This is a genomic window from Halomonas beimenensis (assembly GCF_002549795.1).
Taxonomy (GTDB): domain Bacteria; phylum Pseudomonadota; class Gammaproteobacteria; order Pseudomonadales; family Halomonadaceae; genus Halomonas; species Halomonas beimenensis.
This window is the reverse complement of the sequence record NZ_CP021435.1, coordinates 300486-322801: the sequence shown is the minus strand read 5'-3', so window position 1 is coordinate 322801 and position 22316 is coordinate 300486. Positions and strand designations below refer to the sequence as shown.

The window sequence follows — 22316 nt, the reverse complement described above, 5'->3', positions numbered from 1 at the left end:
GCTCAGCGAGGCTGGAGGCCGAAGTCGTAGCAAAGATGGCGGTAGGGGATGTCCAGGACGCGGCCGTCCGGGGCCCGGCCGGGCTCCTGGAGGCGGAACTCGGTGACCAGGGAGTCCTTGACCCCGAACACCGCGTCGGAATCCAGGTAGTCGTCCCCCTCGGCGAACACCTGGGTCACCAGGGTCTCGAAGCCCTCGGCCATCAGCATGAAGTGCACGTGCGCCGGCCGGTAGGGATGGCGGCCGGTGGCCTCCAGCATCTGGCCGACCGGGCCATCGGAGGGGATCGGATAGGCCGACGGGGTCACGGTCCAGAAGGCATAGCGCCCCTGGTCGTCGGTGGTGAAACGAGCCCGCAGCGAGGCGCCCTCGATCTCCTTCTGCACGTCGTAGAAGCCCTCGCCGTCGGACTGCCAGACATCGATGGTCACGCCGGCCAGCGGCTCGCCATGCTCATCGTGCACCCGGCCCTCGACGAACAGCGGCTCACCCTCCACGTCTCCGTCGATGGCCTGGCCCTGCTCCGCCGCGGGCGGATCGGGCACGTAGAAGGGGCCGAGGACGGTGCTCTCGGAGACCTCGGGACTCGTGACGCGATGGTTGATCGCATCCACCAGCATGGTCACCCCCAGGGTGTCGGAGAGCAGGATGAACTCCTGGCGCTGGTCGTCGCACATCTGGCCGGTGCGGGTCAGGAAGTCGATGGCCTGCCCCCACTCCGCCTCCGTCGGCTCCACGTCACGGAGGAAGGCGTGAAGGTGGGTGACCAGGCTGTTCAGCAGGGTCTTCAGCCGGGCATCGTCACAGCCGGCGAACTGCTCGATCACGGCGTCGGTGATGTTCTCGGCGGTCAGGTTTCGCATGGTGTCATCCCTCGGTGCCGGCGACCGGCACGGTATCGGGCAGCCCGGAGAGCCGCTCGGTGTGGTGGACGGTGGCGATGTAATCGTCTTCGCCGTGGCCGGTGGCGATCAGGGCGCCATAGGCCTCGCGCATCTGCGCGGCGAGCGGGGCATGCACTCCGGCGCCGTGGGCGCAGCCGAGGATCAGGTCGAGATCCTTGGCCATCTGGGCGGCGGAGAAGGTCGAGGTGAAGTCGCGATCCCGCAGCGGGGGCACCTTGTACTGCACCATGGGCGAGCCCACGGCGCTATCGCCGACCAGCTCGAGCATCGCGTCCCAGCCGATGTTGCCCTTGCGCGCCAGGGTCAGGGCCTCGCCCAGCATCCCGGCACTGACCGCGATCATCAGGTTGATGGCCAGCTTGGCGAAGCGCGCCTGCTCATCCTCGCCCAGCCAGTACTGCGCCTTGGTGAAGTGGCGCAGGGCCGGCATGGCCCGCTCCAGGGCCTCCCGGGGGCCGGAGACCATGGCCGACAGGGTGCCGGCCTCGGCGGCCACGGGATTGCCCGACACCGGACAGCGCAGGTAGGCGATGCCGCGCTCGGCGGCCGCCTCGGCCACCCGCGCCGAGACCTCGACGCTGACGGTGCTGGTCTCGATGAGCACGCTGCCGGAGGCCATCCGCTCGAGCAGTCCGCCCTCGGTCAGGCAAAGGGCCGTCAAGGCACGATCATCGGGGATCGAGACGAAGACCAGCGGACAGCCCTCGACGGCCTCACCCAGGTCGGCGCGGGGCTCGATGCCGGCCTCCCGGGCCAGCGCCAGGCGCTCGTCGCTCAGGTCGAAGCCACTGACGGCCAGGCCACCCGCCACGATGCGCCTCGCCATGGGCAGCCCCAGCTTGCCGAGGCCGACCCAGGCCACGGGGGTCGAAGTCGTCATGATGCGGTCTCCTCTTGTTGTTCACGGGCCTTGAGCTCGCGATAGATGCGGTGGCCGGACGCGGCGAGCTCGGCGATGCCGTCGTCGGTCGCCTCCAGCAGGCGTCCTGCCCGCTTGCGGAACTCGCCGGCCACCATGACGCTGTCCACGTTGGCCAGGCTGGCCTGCATGACCACGGTGGAGACGGGGTCGCTGACCGGCTGCATGTTCAGGCGACCGCTATCCAGCAGGACCAGGTCGGCCTGCTTGCCCGGCGTCAGGCTGCCGATCCGATCGTCGAGGCCCAGCGCCCGGGCGCCGTCCAGGGTGATCCAGCCCAGGGCTTCCCGGGTGGTGATCGTGGAGGTCTCGGGAATCCGTCCCTGGGCCCGGCGCGAGGCGTCGTTATCCAGGGCACGCTGCATGCCGAGGGCCATGCGCGCCACCGAGAACATGTCGCCGGAGAGCACCGACTCCAGGTCCACGCCCAGCGAGATCACGCCGCCATGGCGTCGCACCAGGCCGGTGACGGGAAAGCCATGGCCCTGGGTCATCTCGTTCTCGGGGGCGATCGAGAAGGTCACGCCCCGGGCGCAGAAGCGCGCCAGCTGGTCCTCGGAGAGGCCATGGCCATGGACGATGTTGATGTCTGGCCCCAGCAACCCCCGGGCCTCGATCTCGTCCCAGCCTCCGGGGGTCACCGGCTCGCCGCCGCCCTGGTGCATGGAGGCGATCAGGCCGAATTCCTTGGCCAGGGCGAAGTCGTGGAGGGTCACCTCCAGGGTCGAGTAGTGCGGCCCCAGGATGGCCAGGCCCAGGGTCACCCGGCCGTCGGGCTCCCCCAGCGGTCCGGCCAGCAGCCGCTCCACCTCGCCGCGCGGATGCGGGATCTCGCTGAAGTGCGGCTGACCCGGCTTGGGCGCCGGCTTGGGCGAGCCGTGCAGGAAGACGGCACGGATGCCCGACGAAAGGAGCCCCTCCACCGCCGCGTCGGTATGCGCCGGCGTCGGGTTGTTGTGACACCAGTCACCCAGGGTGGTGGTCCCGCAGTCGAGCTGGTTCAGGGCCCCCATGCGGGTGGCGATGCGGATGTCGTCCGGGGCGAACAGCGTCGCCAGGCCACGGTGAACGTGCCGAAAGTACTCCAGCAGGGTCCAGTTGGCGGCCACGCCGCGCAGCCCGGTCTGCCAGGTATGCAGGTGGGCGTTGACCAGTCCCGGGATCAGGATGCCGCCCCGGCAGTCGACGATCTCGGCCCCCTCGGCATCCAGATCGTGGCCGACGGCCAGGATCCGGCTGCCCTCGACCAGCACCTGGCCATCGGTCAGGTCGCCGAGGTCGGGATCCTGGGTGAGGACGGTGGCGTTCGTGAAGAGGATGCTCATGAGGGGGCCTCCTCGCCGGCGGGACGGCGTCCGGCCTGGGCGTCGGCCAGCAGGCGGCGAATGCCGTCGGCCTCGACCTCGCGCGGGTTCCAGTAGGGGTTGCGGGTGGCGATCTCGGTGGCGCGGTCGATGTCCTCGGCGGTGAAGCCCAGGGTGCCCAGCGAGGTGGGTGCCCCCACCGCGCCGGCGAGGTCGAACAGGCCGGCCGCGGCATCCTTCACGCCCAGCGCCCTGGCGATGCGTGACATCGCCTCGGGGGCGGCGGGCGCGTTGTAGGCCGTGGCATGGGGCAGCACCACGGTGTGGGTCTCGGCGTGAGGCAGGTCGAAGGAGCCGCCCAGGGTATGGCAGAGCTTGTGGTGCAGGGACATGCCCACCGAGCCCAGGCAGGCCCCGCACAGCCAGGCGCCATAGAGGGCGTCGGCGCGCGCCGCGGCATCGGTCGGGGTGTCCGCGATCACCGGCAGGCTCCTGGCCAGCGCCGCGATGCCCTCCTCGGCCATCAGCGAGATCACGGGGTTGCGATCCCGGGCGTAGAGCGCCTCCACGGCATGGGCGATGGCGTTGATGCCGCTGGTCCCCGAGAGGCCGGCCGGCAGCGTCAGGGTCAGGTCGACGTCGTAGATCACGGTCTCGGGCAGCACCGCCAGGGTGCGCTGGGTGGTCTTGATGCCGTCCCGGGTCTCGCCGAGGATCGGCGTCATCTCCGAGCCGGCATAGGTGCTGGGGATGGCGACCTGGGGGAGGTCGGTGCGCAGCGCGATGGCCTTGCCCAGCCCGATGGTGGAGCCGCCGCCGATGGCGACGGTGGCGTCGACGCCGAGCGCCTCGACGCGGCGCAGGGCGCGCTCGGTCACCTCCACCGGGGTGTGCATGGCCGCCTCGGCGAAGAGACCGGCGCCGCGTTCGCCCACCTGGGCCAGCACCTGCTCGGCCTGGGCGCGCTGCTGGGGCGTGGACAGCACCAGCACCCGTCGGCAGCCGAGTCGCTCGAGTTCCTCCTCGAGGCGCGAAAGGGTCCCCTGGCCGAACACCACCCGAGATGGCAGGCCTTCATAGACAAAGGGTTGCATGATGTTTCCTCTGACGTGGCAGTTGCCTGTGGCGCCCCGAACCGGGGCGCCGCGATGGGCTAGACGACCGCTCCGGCCGCCTGGGGTGTCGAGCCGGTCATGCCGGTGATCGCCTGCACCAGCTGGTCCTCGCCGACGTTGTCGGCGTCGAACTCCGCCGTCACCCGGCCGTCGTACATGGCGATGATGCGATTGCTCACGCCCAGTACTTCCGGCATCTCCGAGGAAATCACCAGGACGGCATAGCCGGAGCGGGCGAGTTCCTTGATCAGGGCATGGATCTCGGCCTTGGAGCCCACATCGATGCCGCGGGTCGGCTCGTCGAGGATCAACAGCCGGGGGTGGGTGTGCAGCCACTTGCCGATGACGATCTTCTGCTGGTTGCCGCCGCTGAGGTTGCCCACCCGCTGGCGCCAGCTCGGCGACTTGATCTTCATGGCCTGCTGGTAGCGGTCATAGACGGCGCGTTCGTCCCGGGACTTCATGAAGCCGAATGACGAGACCGTCGAGAGCCCGGCCAGGGTCATGTTGTCGCGACAGTTCATCCCCAGCACCAACCCCTGGTCCTTGCGGTCCTCGGGCACCAGGGCGATCCCGCTGGTCACGGCGTCATGGGTGGAGCGGAAGTCGACCACCTGGCCGTCCAGGCGGATCTCGCCGGCGGTGTAGTGACGCAACCCGAAGATGGTCTCGGCGACCTCCGAGCGACCGGCGCCCACCAGGCCGTACATGCCGACGATCTCGCCCTTGCGGACCGTGAAGCTGACATCGGAGCAGACTCCCTTGACCGTCAGCCCACGCACCTCGAGCATCGGGCCGCCGAACTCGCTGGGCTTGCTGGCATGGTCGAGTTCGAGGCTGCGCCCGATCATCATCTGGGTGACGCTCTCCTCGTCGGTCTCGGCGGTATTCACCGTGCCGGTGTACTCGCCGTCACGCAGCACCGAGATGCGCTGGGAAAGCTGGAAGATCTCGTCCATGCGGTGGGAGATGTAGACGATGCCCACGCCCTGGGCCTGGAGGTTGCGGATGACGTCGTAGAGCACCGGCTTCTCGTGGTCGGTCAGCGAGGCGGTCGGCTCGTCGAAGACCACGATCTTGGGGGTGAACACCAGGGCCCGGGCGATTTCCACCATCTGCTTCTTGGCGATCGACAGGCTGGAGACCAGGTCCCGGGAGGAGAAGTCGCACTTCAACCGTTCCAGGATCTCGGTGCTGTCGGCGTGCAGCCGCTTCCAGTCGACCCGGTTGCCCCACTTGCGCGGCGTGCTGCCGAGGAAGATGTTCTCGGCCACGCTCATTTCCGGGACCAGGGACTGCTCCTGGTGGATCAGCACGATGCCGCTGCGCTTGGCCTCTTTCGGCGTGTCGAAGACCCGTTCCTCGTCCTCGAGGATGATCTTGCCGCCGTTGGGCCGGTGCTTGCCGGCCAGCACCTTCATCAGGGTCGACTTGCCGGCACCGTTCTCGCCCAGCAGGGCATGCACTTCGCCCGGGCGGACATCGAAGCTCACCTTGTTGAGGGCCACGACCCCGGGGAATCGCTTGGTGATGTCGACCAGCTCGAGGACGGGACGGGCCTCGGCGTTCTGCGTCATGGCGGTCATGCGCGCACCCCCTTGGCAGTCGGAACGTTCAGTCGCTGGTCGATGATCAGCACCGTGATCAGGATGGCGCCGAGGATGACCAGCACGTAGAAGGCAGGGACCTGCATCATGTTCATGCCGTTGCGCAGGATGCCGATGGCCAGCACGCCGCCCAGGGTGCCGGAGATGCTGCCATGGCCCCCGGTGAGCTTGGTGCCGCCGAGCACCACCGCGGTGATGGTCCAGAGCTCGTAGTCGCGCCCCAGGTTGGGCGTTGACGCGCCCATCTGGGTCGCCAGCAGGACCCCGGCCAGGGCCGCGAAGAAGCCGACGATGATGAAGTTGATCAGCATGTTGCGACCGATGCGGATCCCCGCATCCATCGCCGCCTCGGGGTTGCCGCCCACGGCGAAGGTGTTGCGGCCGTGGCCGGTCTTCTTGAGCACCAGGTGCATGATCAGGGTGCAGGCCAGGAAGATGATGGCCAGGACCGGGAAGGGGCCGATGGTGCTGGCGCCGAAATCCACGAAGGCGAAGTTGCTGGCGTAGAAGGATTGCTCCTGGGTGTAGACGAAGATCAAGCCGCGCACCCCGATCATCGCGCCCAGGGTGACGATGAAGGCGTTGACTCCGGTCTTCCAGACGATCAGGCCATTGATGGCACCGATCACGATGCCGGCGGCCAGGGAGGCCAGCACCGCCACGGTCAGGCCGAGCGGCTGAAGGCCGACGGCCAGCGAGGCGGCCAGGCCCAGGGTCGCGCCCACCGAGAGATCGATGTTGCCGTTGATCATCACGTAGGTCATGCCCAGGGCGAGCAGACCGATCGTCGAGGTCTGCACCAGGATGTTGTTGATGTTGCCCAGCGACAGGAAGTACTCCGACATCAGGCTGAAGAAGACGAACAGGGCGATCACGAAGATCCAGATCGGCTGGATGAAGGCGCCGCCCCTCAGGAAACTCTTGAGCGTAGTCATGGTGATCACCTCAGGAATGGGTCGTGAACAGGTGCTTGCGCTTGTAGGCGAGGTCCAGCCAGACGGCCAGGATGATGATCACCCAGGTCACCAGCCATTGGGCGTAGTAGGGGTAGCCCATCAGCAGCAGGCCGTTCTGGATGAAGCCCAGGATCAGCACGCCGATCACCGTCTTCCAGATGCTGCCCGCCCCGCCCAGCAGGCTGGTCCCGCCGAGGATGATGCCGGCCAGCACCAGCAGCTCGTAGCCTTGGCCCACGTTGTTCTGGGAGCCCATCACCCGGGAGCCCAGGACCAGGGCGGCACAGGCCACGCAGAAGGCGGAGATCAGGTAGGTGCTGAACACGCACCAGTTCTTGCGGATGCCGGAGTAGACCGCCGCCACGGGATTCCCGCCGATCGCGAAGATGCGCCGTCCGTAGCCCGTGAAGGACATCACCACCTGGACGATCACCGCCAACAGCCCGAAGAGCAGTACCGGCACGGCGATCCCGGCGACGTAGTCGCGGCCGAAGAAGGCGAACCAGGTATCCCCCTGGTTGGCGATGTCGACGTTCTGGCCGCCGCTGTAGATCAGCACCAGCCCCTGGATCGCCGAGAGCATGGCCAGGGTGACGATCAGGGAATTGAGTCGCATGAAGCCGATCAGGAAACCGTTCACGGCACCGATCAGCAGGGTCATGGCGAACATCACCAGGATGGCGTTGGTCGGCCCGATCTTGTCGTGCAGGTCGACCACCAGCACCGTGGAGAAGGACAGCATCGAGCCCACGGACAGGTCGAGGTTGCCGCCGATGATCACCACGGTCACGCCGACCGCGATGATGCCGATGATCGAGGCCTGACGGACCACCGTCATGATGTTGGACTGGGAGAGGAACTGTTCGGAGAACAGCGAGAATGCCAGCATGCTGATCAGGAAGAACACCAGGATACCCTGGGCCGAGAGGAAGCTCAGGAGCCCGGCCCTCTGGTTCTTGCTCAGCATGAAGCCTTGCTTGACGTCTTCTGCAGAAGCCATGTCACTCACCTGTAGGGGGAACGACCTTGTTCCGAAGGTCATCGAGGAGTCCGCTGCCTGGGCCGCGGCCGCGTCGAAGGACGCGACCGGGGGGCCTGGCGGCCATCGTCGATGGCCAACGGATCGTCAGTGGCGAGGCGCATGGCGTCGTCCGACACCCTGCGCCCGGGGCGCGGGTCGTCAGAACACCGGCTTGTCGAACTCGGTCAGGTTGTCGGCGGTGATCTTGGGCGTCTCGAAGAAGTTCATCTTCGGGACCTCCTTGCCCGCCAGGATGTCGAGGGCCGTCTGCAGGGCCGCCTCGGCATCGTCGACCGGCGACTGATAGATGGAGCCGTAGTATTCGCCGTTGCCGATGGCCTCGTAGCCCACGGCGAAGTTGGTGGCCCCGATGAAGGCGATCTCGTCCGCCCGTCCGGCGCTCTTGGCCGCGTTCAGGGCGCCGACCCCCATGTTGTCGTCGCCGGCGTAGACGCCGTCGATGTCGTCGTACTTGGTGAGGAAGTTCTCCATGACGCGCTGAGCCTTCTCGCGGTTCCAGTCCGCGGGTTGGGTCTCGAGGATCTCGACGCCGGGACACGCCTCGGCCAGCCGGTCCTCGAAGCCCTGGGAGCGCTCCATGGCGGTGGTATAACCGGGTTGACCGGCGATCTGGACGATCTGCCCCTCCCCGTTCAGGGCCTCGCACATCATCTCGGCCGAGGAGGCGCCCTGCTGGACGTTGTCGGGGCCGGAGAAGGCGGCGATGTAATCGAGGCCGGCCTCGGCGATCTTGGAGTTGGTGACCACGACGGGGATGCCCGACTGGTGGGCCTGGCGGATGGCCGGGATCACCGCCTGGCCGTTGGTCGGCCAGATGATGATGGCATCCATCCGCTGTTGAACCAGGTTGCGCACCTGCCCGATCTGGCGGGCCACATCGCCACCGGCGTCGAGCACCACGACCTCGACGTTGTCCATCCCGGCGGCAGCCGCCTCGAAGGCGCTTTCGTAGGTGGTCTGGTAGCTGTCGACGCCGACATTGTTCTGGGTGATGCCGATCCGGTAGGTCTCCTCGGCCTGGACGAGGCCGGCGGAAAGCATCATCACACTGGTGGCTAGCGCTGTCTTGTAGATCATTTCTCTCACCTGCTTTGTTGTAGTAGTCGCTTGGAACGATTCGCCCCGGAGAGCTCATCAGGTTTCACGCAGCTTAGGGGCGGCCCATGATCCGCGGCAACGCGACCATCAGAGAGAAATGACCAATCTGGTTATTTTGCTTCCCGCCGCCGGAATCGACGGCAGTAGCCATCCTCGATCCCTTGTCGGCCTCCTCGCCACGAAGGGGCCTTTCCCTGGAGAGCCGGGCAGTGACCGAAAGGCAGCGCGCCCCGGCTGTCATCGACAGGCGGGGCGCGGAGTGAACGGGGCAGGAGGGTGGCCGGGATGCCGGGCTGTCTCAGTCGCCACCCGGCTCGAGCAGTCGCCGCCAGACGTCGATGACGGCCTGGCGGTGGACCTGGAAGTCGGCGTTGCGCCCTCGCCCGGCCTCGCGGGTCAGGGCCGCCCGGTGGGCCGCGGTGCGGCAGGCCAGGTAGGCCTCGCGCAGCCGCCGGCAGTCCTCGGCGGGCAGCCGGCCGGTGCTCTCCAGGGTCTCGAGGATGCGCATGTTGTCGCTGTAGGTCAGCAGGTCGGGCGTCTCGTGGCCCATGGCCAGCACCGCGTACTGGCACAGGAACTCGATGTCCACCATGCCGCCCGGGTCCTGCTTGAGGTCGAAGTCGTCGCCCTCCTCGGGGCCGGCCAGGTGGTCGCGCATCTTGCGCCGCATGGCCACCACCTCCTCCCGCAGGGCCTCGGGATCGCGCTCGCGTCCCAGGATCTCGCGGCGCACGGCCTCGAAGCGCTCGGCCAGGGCCTCGTGGCCGGCCACCACCCGGGCGCGCACCAGGGCCTGGTGCTCCCAGGTCCAGGCCTCGCGGCGCTGGTAGTCGGCGAAGGCGTCGAGGCTCGACACCAGCAGGCCGGCATTGCCGGACGGCCGCAGCCGCATGTCGACCTCGTAGAGGCTCCCCGCCGGGGTCACGGCGGTGAGCAGGTGGATGATGCGCTGGCCGAGCCGGGTGAAGAAGACGGCGTTGTCGATGGGCCGCTCGCCGTCGGTGCTGCCCTGGGTCGCGCCGTCGTGCAGGAACACCAGGTCCAGGTCCGAGCCGTAGCCGAGCTCGATGCCGCCGAGCTTGCCGTAGCCGACGATCAGGAACTCCGCCGCCTGGCCGCAGCGCTCGCCGTCGCGGCGCTCGGGGAACCCGTGCTTGCGGGTCAGGTGCTTCCAGGCCATGGCCAGCACCGTCTCGAGGATCACCTCGGCGATATGGGTCAGATAGTCGCTGACCTTCATCAGGTGGCGGGTACCGGCGATGTCCGAGGCGGCCACGTGCAGCACCTGGGCGTGCTTGAAGACCCGCAGGGCCTCGAGCTGGGCCTCCTCGTCCTCCTCGGGGATACGCCCCAGGGCCTGGCGCAGCTCGTCGGCCAGGCGATCCTTGTCGGCCGGGGTATAGAGGGTGTCCGGGGTCAGCAGCTCGTCGAGCAGGATGGGGTGACGGGCCAGCTGCTCGGCGATCCAAGGGCTGGCGCTGCACAGCCGCATCAGGTGTTCGAGGGCCTCGGGATTCTCGCGCAGCAGCGCCAGGTAGGCGGTGCGCCGCAACACGGCCTCGATCAGCGGCAGCACCCGCTCCAGGGCCGGATCCGGGGCCTCGCTGCCCCCGGCGGCGTCGAGCAGCAGCGGCATCAGCGCCTCCAGGCGCTCGTAGCCGATCCGCTGCATGGCCTGCACCTGGCGGGAGTCCCGCAGCGCCCGCAGGCGCCGCCAGGCGGCGGCGGGATCGGCGAAGCCGGCCTCCTCGAACCGGGCCAGGGCCTCGTCCTCCCCCAGGGTGTCGCGCCACAGCGCCCGCCACTCCTCGAGCTCGACACCGCCGCCCGGGGCGCCGGCGACCTCGTCCTCGGCCTCCTCCTCGGGGTCGGCGATCACCGCGTCGAAGTGGCGACGCACCCGGGCGCGCACCTCGTCGAGCCGCGCCATGACCGCGGGCCAGTCCTCAATGTCGAGGGCCAGCGCGACCCGCTCCCGATCGAGGTCCTCGGCGGGCAGGGTCTGGGTCTGGCGGTCCTCCAGGGCCTGGAGGGCATGCTCGATGTCACGCAGGAAGACGTAATCGGGCAGCAGTTCCTCGACCACCTCGTCCGGCAGCAGGCCCAGCGACGGCAGGCGCTCCATGGCCGTCTTCAGCGAGGTGACCTGCAGTTCGGTGTCGCGCCCGCCGCGAATCAGCTGGAAGGCCTGGACCACGAACTCCACCTCGCGGATCCCCCCCGGCCCGAGCTTGATGTTGTCCTCCATGCCGCGACGGCGCACCTCGCGATTGATCATCGCCTTGAGCTCGCGCAGCGACTCGATGGCCCCGAAATCCAGGTACTTGCGATAGACGAAGGGCCGGATGCTCGCCAGGAGCTCGGTGCCGGCCCCCAGGTCGCCGGCCACCGGGCGGGCCTTGAGCATGGCATAGCGCTCCCACTCGCGGCCCTGGTCCTGGTAGTAGCCGGCCAGCGACGCGAAGCTGCCCACCAGGGGGCCGCCGTCGCCCAGCGGACGCAGCCGCATGTCGACGCGGAAGGCGAAGCCGTCGGCGGTCACCGCGTCCAGGGCGGCGATCAGCTTCTGGCCGAGCTTGGTGAAGTATTCCTGGTGCTCCAGGGCCTTGCGCCCGCCCTGCGTCTCCCCCTTCTCGGGGAAGGCGAAGATCAGGTCGATGTCCGAGGAGAGATTCAGCTCGCCGGCGCCCAGCTTGCCCATGCCGAGCACCACCAGGCGCTGCTCGCTGCCGTCGGCGCGCGGCGCGGGTCGGCCCCACCGCGGTTCGAGATGGCGCTCCAGCCAGTCCAGGGCCAGTTCCAGGCAGCTCTCGGCCAGGTGGCTGACGGCGCTGGCGGTGGCCCACATGTCGACGCCCGGCGGCCGGGTCAGGTCGCGCCAGACGATGCCCAGCATGCGTGCCCGGCGGAAGCGGCGGAGGGCGGCGTGCAGGCCCGCCTCGTCCTCGGCGGCCTCGAGCCGCTCGGCGAGGGCCTCGTCCAGGGTCGCCTTGCCCGGCGCGGCATCCAGCTCGCCGGCGGCGTCCAGGTGGATCAGCCAGTCGGGGTGGCGGATCAGGGTCTCGGCGGCGAAGTCGGAGACGGCCAGTACCCGCGCCAGTTGCTCGCGGCGCTCCACCGAGAGCGCCGCCCAGCTCTCGACGGGGCTCTCCTGGTCCTGCAGCGACGCCAGGTTGTCGGCCTGCTCCAGGGAGGTGACGAGGCGCTCCCAGGCATGTCGCAGCGGCGCCACCAGCGGTTCGGGAATGGCATCCAGCGGCAGGAAGTCATCGGGCAGGGCCATGGGCATCTCGCATCCGGTGGGTCATGCCCTCCAGCATACCCAAGCCGGGGCGCTGGGCACTAGCGACCGAGCCTACCCCCAGGGCTATCGCAGTCGGGTCTGGCGAGGGGCGCCGGGGACAGGTCGGAGAGGGGGGCCTACGCCAGGGGTGAGGAGGATGTCTCCGAACGGGCTGGCCACGGATGGCCAGCACCGGCCCTGCAAAGTGGAGCAGGAGGCGAGAGCGCCGCAGGGCGTCGGTAGCGCCCAGGGAGGGGTTCACAGCGCCCCCTCGTCGGCCCGGCGCTCCGGGACCTGTCGACGGATCAGCCCCGAGCGACAACGCAAACTGCGATAGCCCCGTCCTCAGGCCAGGAAGCGCGCCCAGGCCAGCAGGCCCCAGGTCAGTCCGGCCAGGCACAGCGACAGCATCACCGCCGCCGAGCCGATGTCCTTGGCCCGGCCGGACAGCTCGTGGCGTTCCGGCCCGATGCGATCCACCACGCTCTCGATGGCGCTGTTGAGCAGCTCGACGATCAGCACCAGCAGGCAGCTGCCCACCAGCAGGATCCACTCCACCGGCTCCCGGCCGAGCCACACGGCCAGCGGCAGCAGCACCACGCAGACGCCCAGCTCCTGGCGGAAGGCCGACTCGTTGCGGAAGGCCGCGCCGAACCCCTTGAGGGAGTAGCGGGTGGCATGGACCAGGTGGCGATAACCGGTGTGAGCGGGCTTCATGGACGGGTCTCCTTGGCGAGCGAGGCGCTCAATGTGACGCGATCATGGCGTCGAGGTCCACCGAGAGCCGATCCAACACCGTGGACCAGCTCAGGTAGGGCGTCGAGGCGGTGCCGTTGATCAACACCGAGAACACTCCCCAGCGTCCCGTGCGGGTGCGGAAGTAACCGGCCACCGCGCGGACCGTCACCGGCTGGTTGAGGGTGCCGGTCTTGAGCATGACGTGGTGCTGGAAGGTCTCCGAGCCGCGCCGGATGAAGCGCATCACGCCGTTGCCGGGCGACTGCAGCGCGGCCACGAAGCTGGGGAAGAGCGCGGGGCGGCGGAACAGGCTCTCCAGCAGCACGTTCACGCCGGCGGCGGTGGTGCGATTCTCCGGGGTCAGGCCGCTGCCGCTGTCCAGGCGCACCTCCCCATGGCCCGGCAGGCCCCGGGCGAAGGCCTCGATGGCGTCGCCGGCCTGCACCAGGTTCGGCCGCGGGACCTCGGCCAGGTCCAGGGCCAGGGTATCGGCCATGAAGTTATTGGAGTAGTTGAGGGTACGCAGCAGCAGTTCCTGCAATGGCTCGCCATCCACCGCGGCCAGCCGATGCGCCGTGTCGGGGGGCTCCAGGGCGGTGGTGACCGCGCCGCCGGCCACCGGGATGCCGGCCTGGTCGAGCATGGCCATCAGCAGTTCGGCGGTCTGTCCGGCGGGGTCGGAGCTGGTGCGATAGATCTCCCGGGGATGGGCGTTGGTGGAGATCTGGCCGCCGACGCGCATGACGTCGGCGCCGTCGCGGGTCAGGCGTTCGGCCGTGAGCCGGGTGCCGCTGTCGTCGGGCTTGGTCTCCACCCGGTTGTCGATGGCCGGCAGCCGGGTCTGGCTGTCGCAGCTGGTCACCACCGCCGGCTCGCCGGGCATCCGCGCCGGGGCCACGGTGACGCACCAGTTACCGTAGTTGATCGCCGCCGAGGACAGCAGGGCACTGTAGGCGTTGTCCACCCGATGCTGGCCCTCGCAGCGGTCGGTGGTGATGCAGGTCACCGGGCCGAAGCGCCACTGGCTGATCACAAGGCGCCCGGTTACCTCGCGCACCCCGGCCTGGTGGAGGCGCTGCACCAGCCGCCACAGGTCCTCGGTGGTCAGCGCCGGGTCACCGCCGCCGTCGAGGATCAGGTCGCCGTCCAGCACGCCCGCCGCATCCGGCTCGGCGGTGCCGACCAGGCGGGTGGTGAAGCGATGCTGGGGGCCGAAGCGGTCCAGGGCCGCCGCCGCCACGTAGACCTTGGACACCGAGGCCGGCGACAGGGCCAGCCGCGGTTCGATGCTGCCGAGCGTCTCGCCCGGCTCGCCGTTGCCCAGCAAGCGGGCCTCGGCACCGATCCGGAAGCCGTCCTCGGCCAGCTCGGCGAGACGGGCGAACCCCTGGGCCTGGGTCACCAGGGGCAGCAGGCACAACAGGCAGCAGGCGAGGAGACGAAACGGCATCTGGATATCCCGGCGGGCGACGATCTGGCCAGGCGCAGTCTACCTGGCCATCCGGCAGGATTCGACCGCCAGGCTCAGTGAGCCGAGTATCGGAATTGGATATGGCGAGGGGCGCCGGGGACAGGTCGAAGAGGGGGTCCTACGCCAAGGGTGAGGAGCACGGCTCCGAACGGGCTGGCCAAGGATGGCCAGCACCGGCCCTGCAAGCGGCGCAGGATGCGAGAGCGCCGCAGGGCGTCGGTAGCGCCCAGGGAGGGGGTCATAGCGCCCCCTCGTCGGTCCGGCGCTCCGGGACCTGTCGACGGATCAGCCCCGAGCGACAACCAAACTGCAATAGCCTTGTTCAGTGAGCCGAGACCTGGGAGAAGGCCTGGATGATCACCACCCCGCCGACGATCATCGCCAGGCCGACCACGGCGGGCGGGTCCAGGCGCTCGCCGTAGACCAGGATGCCGATCAGGGTCACCAGCACGATGCCGAGCCCGGCCCAGAAGGCATAGGCGATGCCCACCGGCAGGGTGCGCAGGGCCAGGGTCAGGGTATAGAAGGCCAGGCCATAGCCGACCACCACCACCACGCTCGGCCAGAAGCGGGTGAACTCCTGGGACGCCTTGAGCGAGCTCGTGGCCACGACTTCGGCGACGATCGCTACCGCCATGAACAGATAGGCCATCAGGCACCTCCCCGCGCCAGGTAACGGCGCATCGCAAGATCGAAGAACGTATTGAACACCAGGGCATAGGCCAGGAAGAAGAGCATGAACCCAAGATCCAGCCAGAAGGCCTCGACCAGGCCGATGTCGAGCCACCACGCCACCGCCGGCAGGGTCGTCACCAGCAGGCCCAGCTCGAAGCCGAAGGCCTGGGCGAATCGCTGGCGCAGGCTGCGCCGCCGGGTCGGGACCCAGGCATCGAACAGCCGGTTCCAGACCAGGTTCCAGAGCATGGCGGTCGTGGCCAGGCCCAGGGCCAGCACCCCGATTTCCCCCAGGCCGTGCCCGGTGACTTCGCTGGCCAGGGGCGTCACCATCACCAGCCCGCCCGCCTCGAAGAGCAGGGTGTGCGTCAGTCGTTCCTTCCAGGAGCGCATCATGACCTCCAAGAGTTTCCCATGAGAGCCCCTTCGAGCCCTCAGGCGGCCTGAGCGGCTATCGCTCGGGGCTACCCCGTCGACAGGTCCCGGAGCGCCGGACCGACGAGGAGGCGCTGTGAACCCTTCCGTGGGCGCTACCGACGCCCTGCGGCGCTCTCGCATCCTGCGCCGCTTGCAGGGCCGGTGCTGGCCATCCTTGGCCAGCCCGTTCGGAGCCGTGCTCCTCACCCCTGGCGTAGGACCTCCTCTCCGACCTGTCCCCGGCACCCCTCGCTTTGTCTAACGGCATCGGTCCTGACCTCGACCCGGGGCCCTATTCTCGCCATCATGGCGATGGATACGAGTTGGATTCCATCGGAAATTCAGATAGGTCATGCCATGCGCTGGAGCCTCGACCAGCTGGAAGTGCTCATCGCCTGCGCCGAGCGCGGCTCCTTCTCCGCGGCGGCCCGCCACCTGGGCCGGGCCCAGTCGGCGGTCAGCACCGCCATCGGCCACCTGGAGGCCGATCTCGGCTGCACGCTGTTCGACCGCCGCGGGCGCCTGCCGCGGCTCACCGAGGCCGGCGACGCCCTGGTCCACGAGGCCCGGGCGGTGATCCGCCAGTGTCAACGGCTGGAATCCCGGGCGCTGGCCATCGCCCAGGGGGAAGAGGCGCGGCTGGTACTCGCCATCGACGAGGCGCTGGTGGAAATGCCCCAGGTGGACGAGACCCTGGAGGCGCTGGCGCATCACTATCCCGCCCTCCAGCTGACCCTGCTGTATGGCGCCCAGGGCGACATCGCCCGCTGGGTGGAGGATCGTACCGCCGACCTGGGCATCCTGCTCGGTCGGCTGGGCCGCGGCCCGCTGCTGGAGGGGGTCCCGATCGCCCACCTGCGCCAGGTCCTGGTGGTGGGGCGCGACCATCCCCTCGCCGCGCGCCCCTCTCCCACGCCTGGCGACCTGGCCGCCCATCGCCAGCTGCTGATCGCCTCGCGCTCGGAGGGCGAGGCGGCGGCGCCGCTCAGCGCCCAGTTCTGGCGGCTCAACAGCTTCTACTCCATGGCCGAGCTCGCCACGCGCGGGCTCGGCTGGGCCCTGGTGCCCGAGCACATCGCCCAGTACCCGCCGTTCCGCGATCACCTGGTGGCGCTCTCGGGGGAAGCGCTCGGCACCCTGCCGGTCATCGAGGTGGAAACGGTTTCCCGGCGCGACGCCGCCCAGGGTCCCATCGCCCGCTGGCTGCGGCGAGTCCTGGGGGAGCGTTTCCGCCACCGCCGGCGCTAGTCCCCCGACGTGATCCGCAAACTGCACGTTCTCAGGAAAGGGGCAGGAGCTCCGGCCGATGCGGCAGCTCCACCACCAGGCGCCACAGCGGCTGGCCGCTCAGGTGGTACTTGCGCTCGAAGTGCGTCAGGAAGTCGCCCCCGGGATCGTGGGGCTCCACGGGGGCGGCCACGCCGGTGGCCTGCTCCACCGCCAGGGCGAACTCCTCGACGTAGAGCCGCCAGTTGGAACGCAGCTCGAGGCGTCCGCCCAGCGCCAGGATGGCAGGGAACACCGGATGGCCCTGCCAGCGCATCTTGAGGTGGGCCGCCTTGGGGTAGGGATTGGGGTAGAGCAGGTAATGGCGCCACGGGCGCCAGCCCGCGGCCAGTGCCAGCCGCCAGAAATCCACCAGGTCGGCACGGACCAGCCGGGCATTCTCGGGCAGGGTGCCATGGTCCCGGGACAGGCGATCGGCGCTGCGGTCGACGCCGATCACGGCGGCCTCGGGATGGGTCTCGGCCAGGCGGCGCGTGGACAGGCCCACGCCGCAGCCGGCATCCAGGATCAGCGGCGCCCCGGCACGCTCGGCCCGCCAGGCCTCGGCCTCCGCGAACGCGGCCCGGGTGTGCTCGGCGAGCGGCTTGCGCAGCGGGTGGGCCAGCGCCCGGGCGACCCGGCGCGACAGGTCCTGATGGGGGCCGGGCTGGTTGGAGGTGATGATGCGCGAGCGCTCTGCCATGACGATGACCGCTGAACAGCGAAGGGGCCGATATTCTATCAGCCCCAGGGGGGTCGGCGCAGGCGCGGCCCATCATGGCGCGGCATGACGGGGTGGTCGGCCGGGTGCTATGATCCTTGCCCAAATAGCGGCAATGAAGCCCAGACATCAACCGCACAACGAGGACTCCGGCTTGTCATATTTACCGGTGATCGTGGGCATGGGCGGCGTGAATCCCGCCGGCCGAACCTCGGGCCATCAGGCGTTTCGCCGCACCGTGCTCGACGCCCTGCCCGATGACGACCAGGCCCAGACCCTGCTCGGTCTGGCGGCCATGATGCGCCTGGCCAGCGCCCAGGCGAACGACGCCTGGCACGACGCCGATGGCAACACCCTCGACGCTGCCGCCCTCGTCGAGCAGACCCGCCAGCGGGTGCTCGACCACACCCTGATCCGGCGTATCGAGGACCCCCGCTTCAATGCCGAGGGACTGCCCGCCAACCGTCGCGCCAGCCTGGCCCTGGAGGCGCCGATGACGTTTCGCGTGCGGCGTCGCCAGCTACCCGAGACCCTGCCCCCCACCTGGCAGGTGCGTGAACTCGATCGCCGCACCCTGGAGGTCACGGTACCGGCCGGCGAGATGGATGTGATGCTGCCCGAGACCCGACCGGCCCAGGTCCGCGCCGCCGGGCAGCTGCCCACCGGGTTCGACGCGAGCCGGCTGTACCGCAGCGTCCACCATCCCCGGGGGCTGTCCATGGCGGTGTTCGCCGCCAGCGATTGTCTGGGCGACAGCGGGCTGGAGTGGGACGCGCTGCGCGACCGCCTGGATCCCGACCTGGTGGCGGTCTACGCCGGCAACTCCATCGGCCAGCTCGACGACGAGGGCTGGGGGGGCCTGCTCAAGAGCTTCGTCTCCGGCAAGCGCGCGACCTCCAAGCAGATGCCGCTGGGCTATGGCCAGATGCCCGCCGACTTCCTCAACGCCTACGTCCTGGGCAGCGTGGGCGGCACCGGGGCGGTGCTGGGCGCCTGCGCCAGCTTCCTCTACAACCTGCGCCTGGGCGTGGACGACATTCGCGCCGGCCGCCGCCGGGTGGTGATGGTCGGCACGGCCGACGCCCCCATCACCCCGGAGATCGTCGAGGGCTTCCGCGCCATGGGCGCCCTGGCCGACGACGACAGCCTCAAGGCCCTGGATGCCCTGGAGCTGCTCACCGACACGGACTACCAGCGCGCCTGCCGTCCCTTCGCCCGCAACTGCGGGTTCACCATGGGCGAGTCCAGCCAGTTCGTGATGCTGATGGACGACGCCCTGGCCCTGGAGGTGGGCGCCGAGGTGCTGGGCAGCGTGCCGGACGTCTTCGTCAACGCCGACGGCTGGAAGCGCTCCATCTCCGCGCCCGGCATCGGCAACTACATCACCCTGGGCAAGGCCGCCGCCCTGGTCCGTGACATGCTGGGCGAACGCGCCCTGCGCGAACGCACCTTCCTGCATGCCCACGGCACCAGCACGCCGAAGAACCGGGTCACCGAGTCCCATGTCTTCGACCTGGTCGCCCAGGCCCACGGCATCGAGGACTGGCCGGTCGTCGCGGTCAAGGCCTTCGTCGGCCATTCCCAGGGCAGCGCCGCGGGCGACCAGCTCGCCAGCGCCCTGGGCAGCTTCGCCCACGACCTGCTGCCGGGGATTCCCACCCTGGACGCCGTGGCGGACGACGTCCATGGCGAGCGCCTGCGACTGTTCCGGGACCCGCAACGCTTCGCGGCGGACGCGGCCTTCATCAACGCCAAGGGCTTCGGCGGCAACAACGCCACCGGCGTGGTGCTGTCCCCCGCGGTGACCGAGCGCATGATGGCCGCCCGTCATGGCGAGGCCGCGCTGGCCGAGTGGCGGGCCCGCCGGGAGCATACCCGCGAGGCGGCCGCCGCCTACCGCCACGAGGCCGACCAGGGCCGCTTCCAGGCGCGCTACCGTTTCGGCGAGGGCGTCCTGGAAGGCCCCGAGCTCGAGGTCGACGCGGACGCCATCCGCATCCCCGGCTACGCCCGGCCGGTGTCGCTGGCCGTGGACAACCCCTTCGGCCGGCTCGACGATGGGGGGGAGGCATGACCGTCGCCGTCTACCCCGGCACCTTCGACCCCATCACCAACGGCCACTTCGACCTGATCGAACGGGCCGCGCGGCTGTTCGACAAGGTGGTGGTGGCCATCGCCACGAGCCCGGGCAAGGGACCGGCGCTGGACCTCGACACCCGCATCGCCCTGGCCCGCACCGTGGTGGCGGGCCTCGACAACGTCGAGGTGGTCGGCTTCTCGGGGCTGATGACCGAGTTCATGAAGCAGCAGAACGCTCGCGTGCTGCTGCGCGGGCTGCGCGCGGTCTCGGACTTCGAGTACGAGCTGCAGCTGGCCAACATGAACCGTGCCCAGATGCCGGAACTGGAAACCGTCTTCCTGACGCCGGAGGTGGAGAACTCCTACATCTCCTCCACCCTGGTGCGCGAGATCGCCCGCCTCGGCGGCGACATCTCGAAGCACGTGCATCCCGAGGTCGCCCGGGCGCTCGTCAGCCATTACAATACCTGAGCATGCGACTCGGGCATGTGCCTGAGCCCGACCGCGCCGGCCACGATTCCGTGAGGTACCCCATGGCCCTGATGATCACCGACGAGTGCATCAACTGCGACGTCTGCGAACCCGAATGCCCCAACGGCGCCATCTCGCCGGGGGAAGAGATCTACGTCATCGACCCCGAGCTGTGCACCGAGTGCGTGGGCCACTACGACGAGCCCCAGTGCCAGCAGGTCTGCCCGGTGGACTGCATCCCGCTGGACCCCGAGCGCCGGGAGAACCGCGATCAGCTGATGGAGAAATACCGTCGCATCACCGCGGCCTGACGACGCGCACGCACGACACCGACGCCCCGCCCAGTGCGGGGCGTCGTCGTTTCGGCCACCCGGCGACTAGAGCTCGTCGGCGCGGCGGCTCACCTTGCATCCCAGGCAGCGCCGGAAGGTCGCCTCGGCAGGGGTCTTGATCAGGGTCTCCGCGGCCGCCTCGACGTTGCCGCCCAGGGCGCTGAACGGGAGCGACACCAGGAAGACCGCCGTCCCGCCGACCGTGGCCGCCGCCAGCAGCGGCCGGGCGAGCAGCGCGTCCGCCACCATGGCGCCGCCGCTGGGGTGCACGGAATCGTAGTCGTCCACGGCCAGGGCCGGCTGTCCGGCCACCGCCAGGGCCATCACCAGGGCGGCACCGGCGCCCCATCCCGTCACTCGCTTCATTTCCCTTCTCCTTGCGCTGGATCGCCACCGGCCGAGCGTCTCGACCGCTTTCCCCAAGCGTAGCCGGAATTTCTGCCGGCCGGACGGCTTGCACCCGCCATCGCCAGGCGCCATCCTCCCGGCTTCGTGTCCCGACCGGAGCCCTCGTGACCTCATCCGCCCCTGCCTCGACCGCTCGCCCTCCCCAGCGCATCTGGACCCTGGCCTGGCCGATCATCCTGTCCAATGTCACCGTGCCGCTGCTCGGCCTGGTGGACACCGCCGTGGTCGGCCACCTGCCGGACTCCCGCTACCTGGCGGCGGTGACGTTGGGGGCCACCCTGTTCGGCTTCCTCTACTGGGGGTTCGGCTTCCTGCGCATGGGCACCACGGGCCTGACGTCCCAGGCGGTGGGACGGGAGGACGATGAAGCGGTCCGCCACCTGCTGGGCCAGTCGCTGCTGCTGGCCGCGGCCATCGGCGGCGGGCTGATCCTCGCCGGCGGGCCCCTGGTCGAATTCGGCCTCTGGCTGCTCGACGGCAGCGCGGAGGCCACGGCCCTGGCCACGGAATACGCGCGCATCCGGCTGCTCTCGGCCCCCGCGGTGCTGGCCAACTACGCCATCCTCGGCTGGTTCCTCGGCCAGCAGAACTCCCGGGTGACGCTGGCGATCCTGGTGCTGACCAACGGCGTCAACATCGTGCTGGACCTGCTGTTCGTGGTGGGCCTGGGCATGACCAGCGACGGGGTCGCCTGGGCCACGGTGATCGCCGACTACAGCGCCCTGATCGTCGGCCTATGGCTGGTCTCGCGCCAGCTCCGGATCCTGGAGGGCCGGTTCCGCCGCTCCCGCTTGCTGCGCCTGTCCGCCTACGGCGAGCTCTTCCAGGTGAATGCCAACCTGTTCGTGCGCACCCTGGGGCTGCTGTTCGCCATGGCCTTCTTCACCTCCCGGGGCGCCGCCCAGGGCGACACCGTGCTGGCGGCCAACGCCGTCCTGCTGCAGTTCGTCATGCTGACCTCCTATGGCCTGGACGGCTTCGCCCATGCCGCCGAGGCACTCACCGGGCGCTCGGTGGGCCGTCGACGGTTCGACGAGTTCGCCGCCACGGTGCGCGGCGCGGCGCGCTTCTCGCTGGCCACCGCCGGGGCCGCCGCCCTGGCCTTCGCCCTGGGGGGAGAGCTGCTGATCGCCGCCCTCACCGACCTTCCGGCGGTTCGCGACACCGCCGGTCACTACCTGCCGTGGATGGTGGCCATGCCGCTGATCGCCGTCTGGAGCTACCTGCTCGACGGGGTCTTCATCGGCGCCACGGCGATCCGCGAGATGCGCAACAGCATCTTCCTCGCCCTGGCGGCCTACCTGCCGACCTGGTGGCTGACCCAGGGCTGGGGCAACCATGGCCTCTGGCTGGCCTTCACCCTCTTCACCGCCGTGCGCTCCGGGGTGCTGATCGCCTACTACCTGGGCTACCGCCGAGGGCGCTGGTCGAGTTAGGGAAACACTGATTTATTGCTGCGCTCGATATCCTGGCCGCCGGCGGTACTCAACATCCTCATTTACTGCCGTG

The 22316-nt window shown here is 69.5% G+C and carries 20 protein-coding genes; 5 read left to right on the top strand and 15 right to left on the bottom strand.

The features are described 5' to 3' along the window. Positions 1-2 precede the first annotated feature (2 nt). From BEI_RS01555 to BEI_RS01495, 13 genes are all read right to left on the bottom strand, one after another. Positions 3-863: an intradiol ring-cleavage dioxygenase gene (locus BEI_RS01555; protein ID WP_097787853.1), complete on the bottom strand. Its 861-nt coding sequence runs from the start codon at positions 861-863 to the stop codon at positions 3-5. 4 nt (positions 864-867) lie between these two features. Beyond that, positions 868-1785 carry an NAD(P)-dependent oxidoreductase gene (locus tag BEI_RS01550; protein WP_097787852.1) on the bottom strand — a complete coding sequence of 306 codons (918 nt, stop codon included), beginning with the start codon at positions 1783-1785 and terminating at the stop codon, positions 868-870. Then, a complete protein-coding gene (locus BEI_RS01545) occupies positions 1782-3149 on the bottom strand; it encodes an amidohydrolase family protein (protein ID WP_097787851.1) in 1368 nt (455 codons plus the stop codon). The genes BEI_RS01550 and BEI_RS01545 overlap by 4 nt, the downstream gene beginning before the upstream one ends. Next, positions 3146-4222: a maleylacetate reductase gene (locus BEI_RS01540; protein WP_097787850.1), complete on the bottom strand. Its 1077-nt coding sequence runs from the start codon at positions 4220-4222 to the stop codon at positions 3146-3148. The genes BEI_RS01545 and BEI_RS01540 overlap by 4 nt, the downstream gene beginning before the upstream one ends. A gap of 59 nt (positions 4223-4281) precedes the next feature. Then, positions 4282-5829 (bottom strand): sugar ABC transporter ATP-binding protein, encoded by a 1548-nt coding sequence (locus BEI_RS01535; protein ID WP_227644541.1) that lies wholly within the window; start codon positions 5827-5829, stop codon positions 4282-4284. Then, on the bottom strand, positions 5826-6785 hold the full coding sequence (locus tag BEI_RS01530) for an ABC transporter permease (protein ID WP_097790961.1): 960 nt from the start codon (positions 6783-6785) through the stop codon (positions 5826-5828). Before BEI_RS01530 ends, BEI_RS01535 begins: the two co-directional genes overlap by 4 nt. Positions 6786-6795: 10 nt before the next feature. Further along, positions 6796-7806 carry an ABC transporter permease gene (locus tag BEI_RS01525; RefSeq protein WP_227644540.1) on the bottom strand — a complete coding sequence of 337 codons (1011 nt, stop codon included), beginning with the start codon at positions 7804-7806 and terminating at the stop codon, positions 6796-6798. A gap of 180 nt (positions 7807-7986) precedes the next feature. Continuing rightward, a complete protein-coding gene (locus tag BEI_RS01520) occupies positions 7987-8925 on the bottom strand; it encodes a sugar ABC transporter substrate-binding protein (protein ID WP_097787848.1) in 939 nt (312 codons plus the stop codon). Positions 8926-9244: 319 nt separating this feature from the next. Then, positions 9245-12229: a bifunctional [glutamate--ammonia ligase]-adenylyl-L-tyrosine phosphorylase/[glutamate--ammonia-ligase] adenylyltransferase gene (glnE, locus tag BEI_RS01515; RefSeq protein ID WP_097790960.1), complete on the bottom strand. Its 2985-nt coding sequence runs from the start codon at positions 12227-12229 to the stop codon at positions 9245-9247. A 345-nt stretch (positions 12230-12574) separates the two neighbouring features. Next, a complete protein-coding gene (locus BEI_RS01510; RefSeq protein WP_097787847.1) occupies positions 12575-12946 on the bottom strand; it encodes a diacylglycerol kinase in 372 nt (123 codons plus the stop codon). 28 nt (positions 12947-12974) lie between these two features. Then, positions 12975-14417 (bottom strand): D-alanyl-D-alanine carboxypeptidase/D-alanyl-D-alanine endopeptidase, encoded by a 1443-nt coding sequence (gene dacB, locus BEI_RS01505; protein ID WP_097787846.1) that lies wholly within the window; start codon positions 14415-14417, stop codon positions 12975-12977. A 343-nt stretch (positions 14418-14760) separates the two neighbouring features. Then, positions 14761-15093: a DMT family transporter gene (locus BEI_RS01500; protein ID WP_379802360.1), complete on the bottom strand. Its 333-nt coding sequence runs from the start codon at positions 15091-15093 to the stop codon at positions 14761-14763. After that, entirely contained in the window at positions 15090-15509 is a 420-nt protein-coding gene (locus BEI_RS01495) for a PACE efflux transporter (protein ID WP_227644538.1), read from the bottom strand. The genes BEI_RS01500 and BEI_RS01495 overlap by 4 nt, the downstream gene beginning before the upstream one ends. A 378-nt stretch (positions 15510-15887) precedes the next feature. Here BEI_RS01495 and BEI_RS01490 point away from each other — a divergent pair, with 378 nt between their 5' ends. After that, on the top strand, positions 15888-16778 hold the full coding sequence (locus tag BEI_RS01490) for a LysR family transcriptional regulator (RefSeq protein ID WP_097787844.1): 891 nt from the start codon (positions 15888-15890) through the stop codon (positions 16776-16778). 31 nt (positions 16779-16809) lie between these two features. Here BEI_RS01490 and trmB read toward each other — a convergent pair whose 3' ends face one another. After that, positions 16810-17499, bottom strand: a complete 690-nt coding sequence (gene trmB / locus BEI_RS01485) for a tRNA (guanine(46)-N(7))-methyltransferase TrmB (RefSeq protein WP_097787843.1) — start codon at positions 17497-17499, stop codon at positions 16810-16812. 199 nt (positions 17500-17698) lie between these two features. On the opposite strand from trmB, the gene BEI_RS01480 reads away from it, so the two are divergent. The 3 genes from BEI_RS01480 to BEI_RS01470 all read left to right on the top strand — a co-directional run bounded on the left by BEI_RS01480 (position 17699) and on the right by BEI_RS01470 (position 20378). After that, the gene (locus BEI_RS01480; RefSeq protein ID WP_097790958.1) at positions 17699-19591 is read left to right on the top strand and encodes a beta-ketoacyl synthase; all 1893 of its coding nucleotides are present in this window, start codon (positions 17699-17701) and stop codon (positions 19589-19591) included. After that, the gene (gene coaD, locus BEI_RS01475; RefSeq protein WP_097787842.1) at positions 19588-20067 is read left to right on the top strand and encodes a pantetheine-phosphate adenylyltransferase; all 480 of its coding nucleotides are present in this window, start codon (positions 19588-19590) and stop codon (positions 20065-20067) included. Before BEI_RS01480 ends, coaD begins: the two co-directional genes overlap by 4 nt. Before the next feature lie 62 nt (positions 20068-20129). After that, positions 20130-20378, top strand: a complete 249-nt coding sequence (locus tag BEI_RS01470) for a YfhL family 4Fe-4S dicluster ferredoxin (protein WP_097787841.1) — start codon at positions 20130-20132, stop codon at positions 20376-20378. Positions 20379-20444: 66 nt separating this feature from the next. Here BEI_RS01470 and BEI_RS01465 read toward each other — a convergent pair whose 3' ends face one another. Then, a complete protein-coding gene (locus BEI_RS01465) occupies positions 20445-20765 on the bottom strand; it encodes a hypothetical protein (protein WP_097787840.1) in 321 nt (106 codons plus the stop codon). Positions 20766-20911: 146 nt separating this feature from the next. Between BEI_RS01465 and BEI_RS01460 the strand changes: the two genes are divergently transcribed. Beyond that, positions 20912-22243, top strand: coding sequence for an MATE family efflux transporter (locus BEI_RS01460; RefSeq protein ID WP_097787839.1), 1332 nt, complete (start codon positions 20912-20914; stop codon positions 22241-22243). Positions 22244-22316: the final 73 nt, after the last annotated feature.

Coding starts and splice junctions, on each gene's coding strand:
- BEI_RS01480 (WP_097790958.1), top strand. CDS start 17,699: ATGGGCGGCGTGAATCCCGCCGGCCGAACCTCGGGCCATCAGGCGTTT.
- dacB (WP_097787846.1), bottom strand. CDS start 14,417: ATGCCGTTTCGTCTCCTCGCCTGCTGCCTGTTGTGCCTGCTGCCCCTG.
- BEI_RS01550 (WP_097787852.1), bottom strand. CDS start 1,785: ATGACGACTTCGACCCCCGTGGCCTGGGTCGGCCTCGGCAAGCTGGGG.
- trmB (WP_097787843.1), bottom strand. CDS start 17,499: ATGGCAGAGCGCTCGCGCATCATCACCTCCAACCAGCCCGGCCCCCAT.
- coaD (WP_097787842.1), top strand. CDS start 19,588: ATGACCGTCGCCGTCTACCCCGGCACCTTCGACCCCATCACCAACGGC.
- BEI_RS01490 (WP_097787844.1), top strand. CDS start 15,888: ATGCGCTGGAGCCTCGACCAGCTGGAAGTGCTCATCGCCTGCGCCGAG.
- BEI_RS01535 (WP_227644541.1), bottom strand. CDS start 5,829: ATGACCGCCATGACGCAGAACGCCGAGGCCCGTCCCGTCCTCGAGCTG.
- BEI_RS01525 (WP_227644540.1), bottom strand. CDS start 7,806: ATGGCTTCTGCAGAAGACGTCAAGCAAGGCTTCATGCTGAGCAAGAAC.
- BEI_RS01495 (WP_227644538.1), bottom strand. CDS start 15,509: ATGATGCGCTCCTGGAAGGAACGACTGACGCACACCCTGCTCTTCGAG.
- BEI_RS01470 (WP_097787841.1), top strand. CDS start 20,130: ATGGCCCTGATGATCACCGACGAGTGCATCAACTGCGACGTCTGCGAA.
- BEI_RS01545 (WP_097787851.1), bottom strand. CDS start 3,149: ATGAGCATCCTCTTCACGAACGCCACCGTCCTCACCCAGGATCCCGAC.
- BEI_RS01520 (WP_097787848.1), bottom strand. CDS start 8,925: ATGATCTACAAGACAGCGCTAGCCACCAGTGTGATGATGCTTTCCGCC.
- glnE (WP_097790960.1), bottom strand. CDS start 12,229: ATGGCCCTGCCCGATGACTTCCTGCCGCTGGATGCCATTCCCGAACCG.
- BEI_RS01530 (WP_097790961.1), bottom strand. CDS start 6,785: ATGACTACGCTCAAGAGTTTCCTGAGGGGCGGCGCCTTCATCCAGCCG.
- BEI_RS01465 (WP_097787840.1), bottom strand. CDS start 20,765: ATGAAGCGAGTGACGGGATGGGGCGCCGGTGCCGCCCTGGTGATGGCC.
- BEI_RS01555 (WP_097787853.1), bottom strand. CDS start 863: ATGCGAAACCTGACCGCCGAGAACATCACCGACGCCGTGATCGAGCAG.
- BEI_RS01510 (WP_097787847.1), bottom strand. CDS start 12,946: ATGAAGCCCGCTCACACCGGTTATCGCCACCTGGTCCATGCCACCCGC.
- BEI_RS01540 (WP_097787850.1), bottom strand. CDS start 4,222: ATGCAACCCTTTGTCTATGAAGGCCTGCCATCTCGGGTGGTGTTCGGC.